The organism is Bradyrhizobium sp. STM 3809, assembly GCF_000239795.1.
In the GTDB taxonomy this organism is placed as follows: Bacteria; Pseudomonadota; Alphaproteobacteria; order Rhizobiales; family Xanthobacteraceae; genus Bradyrhizobium.
In genome coordinates this window covers 1-6,465 of the sequence record NZ_CAFJ01000580.1, presented here as the reverse complement: position 1 = coordinate 6,465, position 6,465 = coordinate 1, and the positions used below count along the sequence as shown (strand labels likewise).

Genomic DNA, 6,465 nt, shown 5'->3' with positions numbered 1-6,465 from the left:
CGGTTGGGGATGTCGATCTCGATACGATCGCCTTCCTGCACGAGACCGATCAGGCCTCCCTCGGCGGCTTCCGGCGAGACATGGCCGATCGACAGGCCCGAGGTGCCGCCGGAGAAGCGGCCGTCGGTGATCAGCGCGCAGGCCTTGCCCAGGCCCTTCGACTTCAGATAGCTGGTCGGATACAGCATCTCCTGCATGCCGGGGCCGCCGCGCGGGCCTTCGTAGATGATGACGACGATGTCGCCGGCCTTGATCTTGTTGGTGAGGATCGCTTCGACCGCCGCGTCCTGGCTCTCCATGACGCGGGCGGGGCCGGAGAACTTCAGGATCGAGGCATCGACGCCGGCGGTCTTCACGATGCAGCCGTCCAGCGCGATGTTGCCGGTCAGCACGGCGAGGCCGCCGTCCTTGGAATAGGCGTGATCGAGGTCGCGGATGCAGCCCTTCTCGCGGTCGAGGTCGAGCTCCTGGTAGCGGCGGTCCTGGCTGAAGGCGACCTGGGTCGGCACGCCGCCCGGCGCGGCCATGTAGAAGTTCTTGACGCTCTCGCTTCCCGTGCGGCGGATGTCCCAGCGCTCAAGCGCTGCAGCAAGCGAGGGCGAATGCACGCTCGGCAGCTCCGTGTGCAGCAGGCCGGCGCGCGCGAGCTCGCCGAGGATGCCCATCACGCCACCGGCGCGATGCACGTCCTCCATGTGCACGTCGGCCACGGCCGGCGCGACCTTGCACAGGCAGGGCACCTTGCGCGACAGCCGGTCGATGTCGGTCATCGTGAACGGGATCTCGCCCTCATGCGCCGCGGCGAGCAGATGCAGCACGGTGTTGGTCGAGCCGCCCATCGCGATATCCATGCTCATCGCGTTCTCGAACGCCTTGAAGTTGGCGATCGAGCGCGGCAGCACCGACGCATCATCCTGCTCGTAGTAGCGGCGGGCGAGATCGACGATCAGGTGGCCGGCCTCGACGAACAGGCCGCGGCGGTCGGCATGGGTCGCCAGCACCGAGCCGTTGCCGGGCAGCGACAGGCCGAGCGCCTCGGTCAGGCAGTTCATCGAGTTGGCGGTGAACATGCCGGAGCAGGAGCCGCAGGTCGGGCAGGCCGAGCGCTCCATCACCTCGACATCGGCGTCCGAGACCTTGTCGTCGGCGGCCACGATCATCGCGTCGATCAGGTCGACCTTGCGCAGCTTGCCCTCGATGTTGACCTTGCCGGCCTCCATCGGGCCGCCCGAGACGAACACGGCGGGGATGTTGAGCCGCATCGCGGCCATCAGCATGCCCGGGGTGATCTTGTCGCAATTGGAGATGCAGACCATGGCGTCGGCGCAATGCGCATTGACCATGTATTCGACGCTGTCGGCGATCAGCTCGCGCGACGGCAGGCTGTAGAGCATGCCGTCATGGCCCATCGCGATGCCGTCGTCGACGGCGATCGTGTTCATCTCCTTCGCAACGCCGCCGGCCTTCTCGATCTCGCGCGCGACCAGCTGGCCGAGATCCTTGAGGTGGACATGGCCCGGCACGAACTGGGTGAAGGAGTTGACGACGGCGATGATCGGCTTGCCGAAATCCTCATTGGTCATGCCGGTGGCGCGCCACAGGCCGCGGGCGCCGGCCATGTTGCGGCCATGGGTGGAGGTGCGGGAGCGATAGGCAGGCATGACGGTTTCCTTGGGCGTTCCTCGAAAAGGCAATGTTGGTCCGGTCAGGCGGGCGCCTTGTGGACGGGCGGCAATGATGCGGCGAGGCATACAGCGAAGTGGTTGACGTTTCGACCCTAAATTTCGCCGCACCGGGGATGCGGGGCGGGCAGGGCAGGCGCCGCCGGGCGAGCGAAACTGGCTGTCCACAGCTTCGCTCACGGCTTTGTGGCTACGCGTGGAACGGCCGGGCGCCGTAGATTAGAACGGACTCGTTCTTTTCCGGGCGCAGCTCTTGCTTGCGGGATGCTGCGCAACGTCACCGTCACCCTGTGATCCCATGCTGGCCGTCCTGCGACGTCGTTTTCTGCTGTCCCTGGCCGTTCTCGCCATCCCCGCGGCCGCCTCGGCCCACGCCGTCATCGTCTCCTCGCAGCCCGCCGCGGGTGCGATCGTCGACAGGGATACGGTCGCCATCCGGCTGCGCTTCAACAGCCGCATCGATCACGCCAGGTCGCGGCTCAAGCTCAGGGCGCCCGACGGCGCCGAGCAGGCGCTGACGCCGGACACCGGCACGCCCGCCGATGAGATCGACGCCGTCGCCACGGCGCTGAGCCCCGGCGCCTGGCACCTGCAATGGCAGGTGCTCAGCGTCGACGGCCACATCACCCGCGGCGACATTCCCTTCACCGTGCGCTAGCCGCCGTTCTCCTGTCATGGCGCTGTTCCTCGACATCTTCGGCTATCTCTCGGTCGTGCTGCGCGGCCTGACGCTGCTGGCGCAGTCGTTCACGCTCGGCGGCCTTGCGTTCCAGCTCCTGCTGTTGCGGCCCCTGCAGGCGAAGCTGTCGGCCGACGCGCTGGTGGTCGGCAAGCGTGCCCAGCGGTTCCTGCGGTGGAGCGCGCTCGGCTGGTTCGCGGTGGTCGCGGCGTCGCTCGCCGTCAATGTGGCGGCGCTGACCGGTACGCTCGATTTGTCCTGGCGCGAGGCGGCCGGCGCCGACTTCGCCCGCTCCGGCCTCGCGGTTGCCGCCTGCGCGCTGGGCATCGCCGTGCTCGCGCGGACCGGCACCTGGGTCGGCTGGCGCGTGGCGGTTCTGGTGATGCTCGCCGGGCTGGCGCTGGCGATGCAGCTCAACCTCACCCACGCCGCGAGCCGGCTCGACGTCCGCTGGCCGCTGCTGGCAGCGGCCTTCCTGCATATGCTCGGCGCCGGCGTATGGATCGGCGGACTGCCGTATTTCCTGATGGTGCTCAACGGCTGCACGGCGGAGAGCGACCAGCGGCTGATCGGCCGGCGCTATTCGCTGATGTCGATGGCGTCGGTGGTGGCGATCGTGACGGGCGGCATGGTGATGGCGGTGAGCTATCTCGGCTCGTTCGAGGCGATCTACGGCACCGCCTATGGCGTGATGACCTCGGCCAAGGTCGCGATGCTCGTGATGCTGCTCGCGCTCGGCGCCGCCAACTTCTTCGCCGTGGAGCGGCTGCGCCGGCGCGATCCCTCAGCCCCCGTGCTGCGGATGAAGCGCTTCGTCGAGGTCGAGCTCGGCATCGGATTGACGGTGCTGCTCACCGCGGGCTCGCTGACCTCGCTGCCGCCCGGCATCGATCTCAGCCAGGACCGCCTGAGCCTGAGCGAGATCGTCGAGCGCGCCACGCCGCAATGGCCGCGGCTGACGAGCCCGTCGCTGGACGAGCTGACGATCTCGCAGCTGCAGGCCAGGATCGACGCCGCCGACGCGCAGCGCGTGACCGCGCCGCCGGCCTATGTGCCGGGCGAGGGCGTGATCCTGCCGCGCAGCGCCGCCGACATTGCCTGGTCGGAATACAACCACCATTGGGCCGGCATCTTCGTCGTGCTGATCGGCCTGCTCGCGCTGATCGAGCGGTTCTCCTGGGGCCGGTGGGCGCGGCACTGGCCGCTGCTGTTCCTGGTGATGGCGGCGTTCCTGTTCCTGCGCGCCGACGAGATGGCCTGGCCGCTCGGCCCGATCGGCTTCTGGGCGTCGTGGCGCGATCCGGAAGTGGCGCAGCACCGGTTATTTGTCGTGCTCATCATCCTGTTCGGCCTGTTCGAATGGCGGGTGCGGCTGCGCGGACAGCAGGCGGGTCGCGCGGCGCTGGTGTTTCCGCTGACGGTCGCCGCCGGAGGCGCGCTGCTGCTGACGCATTCGCACGCCATCGCCAATATCAAGGACCAGCTGCTGATCGAAATGAGCCACACGCCGCTGGCGCTGTGCGGCATCACCGCCGGCTGGGCGCGCTGGCTCGAGCTGCGCATGGACGGCCGCATCAGCCGCGCCGCCGCCTGGGTCTGGCCGGTCGCCTTCGTGCTGGTCGGGCTGATCCTGCTGGACTATCGCGAGGCGTGACGCGCCCTCATGTCACGCAATTCACCCAGAGTACGACGGCCTTGGCGGCATCCGACGGATTGGAGAAGCGATGCGGCCTGCGGCTGGCGAAACGGAAGCTGTCGCCTTGCTTGAGCGACCAGGTCTCGGCATCGACCGTCAGCATCATCTCGCCATCGAGCACGAGGCCGGCTTCCTCGCCGTCATGGGTGTAGAGCTCGTCGCCGGTCGAGCCGCCGGGCTCCAGATGCACCAGGAACAGATTGAGCTTGTTGTCGCCGCCGGCCGCGCTCAGCAGCTGCTTGGAGATCCCGGTCCGCCAGAGCTTCAGCTCCGGCCGCTGCGTGCCGCGCGTGATCACCGAGTCGGATGCCGCATCGCCACTTGGACTGTTGCCGAACAGCGCGGCGATGCCGACGCCGAGCACATCGGCGAGCGTCGCCAGCACGCGCAGCGACGGTGAGGAGAGACCGCGCTCGATCTGGCTGAGAAAGCCGATCGACAGCTCGGTCTCCGCCGCAACGCTCTCGAGCGACAATTTCCGATCGCGCCGGAGATCGCGGATGCGCCGGCCGACGGCGATGTCCATCGCCGGCTCGGCCACCGTCGCGGTCGATCGCGACGGTGCCTTTCGCTTTCGGATAGGCTCGGCTGCGCTCGGTTTGCGCAATCTCTTGCCGCCACTCACGTCAGACCGCTTCCTTCATGTGCATGAAAACCGCTTGCATCGTCGACCGAAGTATGCCCAAATTTTCATATTGGTGAAAATAGGCCGAAACGGCGCCGCCCGCAACGGTTGCCCGCGTAACTGATGAGAGGCGCCGGCCGGGTCAAAAAGGGGGATGCAATGCTGTTGAAGCGTTTTGTTCAGGCCGCCTGTGCGGCCCTCGTGCTGGCTGCGGTGGCGCCGGCGTCGGCGCAGCAGGTGCTGAAGGTCGGCTCGACCCCGACCGGCATTCCCTTCACCTTCCTCGACACCAAGACCAACCAGATCCAGGGCGTGATGGTCGATCTCATGACCGAGATCGGCAAGGACGCCGGCTTCAATGTGCAGATCGAGCCGATGCAGTTCTCGACGCTGATCCCGTCCCTGACGTCGAGCAAGATCGACATCATCGCGGCCGCGATGTTCATCACGCCGCCGCGCAAGGAAGTGGTCGATTTCTCCGATCCGATCTACACCTATGGCGAGGGCCTGATCGTTCCGAAGTCCGACACCAAGGCCTACGCTTCGCAGGAGGATCTCAAGGGCGAAGTGGTCGGCGCGCAGGTCGGCACCGCCTTCGTCGATGCCTTGAAGAAGTCCGGACTGTTCTCCGAGGTCAAGGCCTACGACACCATTCCCGACATCCTGCGCGACGTGAACACCGGCCGCCTCAAGGCCGGCTTCGCCGACTATCCGATCCTGGCCTATAATCTGAAGCAGGGTGCCTTTCCGGACGCGCGGCTCGTCGCCAGCTACAAGCCCGTGACGGTCGGCTCGGTCGGCATCGCCGTGCGCAAGGGCGAGGCGGACCTGCTCGGCAAGATCAACGCCTCGCTGGCCAGGCTGAAGGCCAACGGGACCGTCGACAAGATCCTGGACAAATGGGGCCTGAAGGGCTGACCCGCGGATGAGCAGGTTCTGGCACGACACCGTCGAGTTCTTTCCGATCCTGCTCAACGGCGTGGCGCTGACGATCGTCGTCACGCTGGGATCACTGCTGCTCTCGACCGTGCTCGGGCTGGTCTGGGCGATGATGCGGGTGTCGGGCATCCGCGTGCTCTCGGGCGTGAGCGCGACGCTGATCAACCTGATCCGCGGCATTCCGATCATCGTGCTGCTGTTCTATCTGTACTTCGTGATGCCCGATCTCGGCGTGACGCTGTCGGCGCTGCAGGCGGCCATTCTCGGCCTCGGCATCGCCTATTCGGCCTATCAGGCGGAGAACTTTCGCGCCGGCATCGAGGCGATCGACAAGGGGCAGATCGAGGCGGCGCAATCGATCGGCATGGGCTGGTGGATGACGATGCGGCGCGTGGTGCTGCCGCAGGCGGTGCGCATCGTGCTGCCGCCCTATGGCAACGTCATGATCATGATGCTGAAGGATTCCTCGCAGGCCTCCACCATCACGGTCGCCGAACTCGCACTGCAGGGCAAGCTGATCGCGTCCTCGACCTTCAAGAACTCCAGTGTGTTCACGCTGGTGGCGCTGATGTATCTCACCATGAGCATTCCGCTGATCCTGCTGGTCCGGCATTTCGAGAAGCGGGCGGCACGGCGATGATCGAGCTCGTCGACGTCCACAAGAGTTTCGGCAAGGTCGAGGTGCTCAAGGGCATCACGGCCGCGGTGGAGAAGGGCGAGGTGGTCTGCATCATCGGCCCCTCCGGCTCCGGCAAGTCGACCATCCTGCGCTGCATCAACGGGCTCGAAAGCTACGATCGCGGCACGATCAGCGTCGAGGGCCTGCGCGTCGATCGTGCTGCGG

The 6,465-nt window shown here is 66.9% G+C and carries 7 protein-coding genes; 5 read left to right on the top strand and 2 right to left on the bottom strand.

Annotated elements, in window-relative coordinates; genetic code table 11:
- Positions 1-1,661, bottom strand: a 1,661-nt coding sequence (gene ilvD, locus BRAS3809_RS26245) for a dihydroxy-acid dehydratase (protein WP_035658730.1), incomplete at its 3' end; no start/stop codon positions are given.
- A gap of 319 nt (positions 1,662-1,980) precedes the next feature.
- Between ilvD and BRAS3809_RS26240 the strand changes: the two genes are divergently transcribed.
- Together BRAS3809_RS26240 and BRAS3809_RS26235 are read left to right on the top strand one after the other, a co-directional pair.
- The gene (locus tag BRAS3809_RS26240; protein WP_008965040.1) at positions 1,981-2,340 is read left to right on the top strand and encodes a copper resistance CopC family protein; all 360 of its coding nucleotides are present in this window, start codon (positions 1,981-1,983) and stop codon (positions 2,338-2,340) included.
- 16 nt (positions 2,341-2,356) lie between these two features.
- Positions 2,357-4,015 carry a CopD family protein gene (locus BRAS3809_RS26235; protein WP_008965039.1) on the top strand — a complete coding sequence of 553 codons (1,659 nt, stop codon included), beginning with the start codon at positions 2,357-2,359 and terminating at the stop codon, positions 4,013-4,015.
- Positions 4,016-4,022: 7 nt separating this feature from the next.
- On the opposite strand, the gene BRAS3809_RS26230 is transcribed toward BRAS3809_RS26235, so the two are convergent.
- Positions 4,023-4,682, bottom strand: coding sequence for a helix-turn-helix domain-containing protein (locus tag BRAS3809_RS26230; protein ID WP_035658728.1), 660 nt, complete (start codon positions 4,680-4,682; stop codon positions 4,023-4,025).
- 159 nt (positions 4,683-4,841) lie between these two features.
- Between BRAS3809_RS26230 and BRAS3809_RS26225 the strand changes: the two genes are divergently transcribed.
- From BRAS3809_RS26225 to BRAS3809_RS26215, 3 genes are all read left to right on the top strand, one after another.
- Positions 4,842-5,600 carry an ABC transporter substrate-binding protein gene (locus BRAS3809_RS26225; RefSeq protein WP_008965037.1) on the top strand — a complete coding sequence of 253 codons (759 nt, stop codon included), beginning with the start codon at positions 4,842-4,844 and terminating at the stop codon, positions 5,598-5,600.
- Positions 5,601-5,607: 7 nt separating this feature from the next.
- Positions 5,608-6,261: an amino acid ABC transporter permease gene (locus BRAS3809_RS26220; RefSeq protein WP_008965036.1), complete on the top strand. Its 654-nt coding sequence runs from the start codon at positions 5,608-5,610 to the stop codon at positions 6,259-6,261.
- A partial coding sequence (locus BRAS3809_RS26215) for an ATP-binding cassette domain-containing protein (protein ID WP_035658726.1) occupies positions 6,258-6,465 on the top strand: 208 nt, incomplete at its 3' end. The genes BRAS3809_RS26220 and BRAS3809_RS26215, both read left to right, overlap by 4 nt.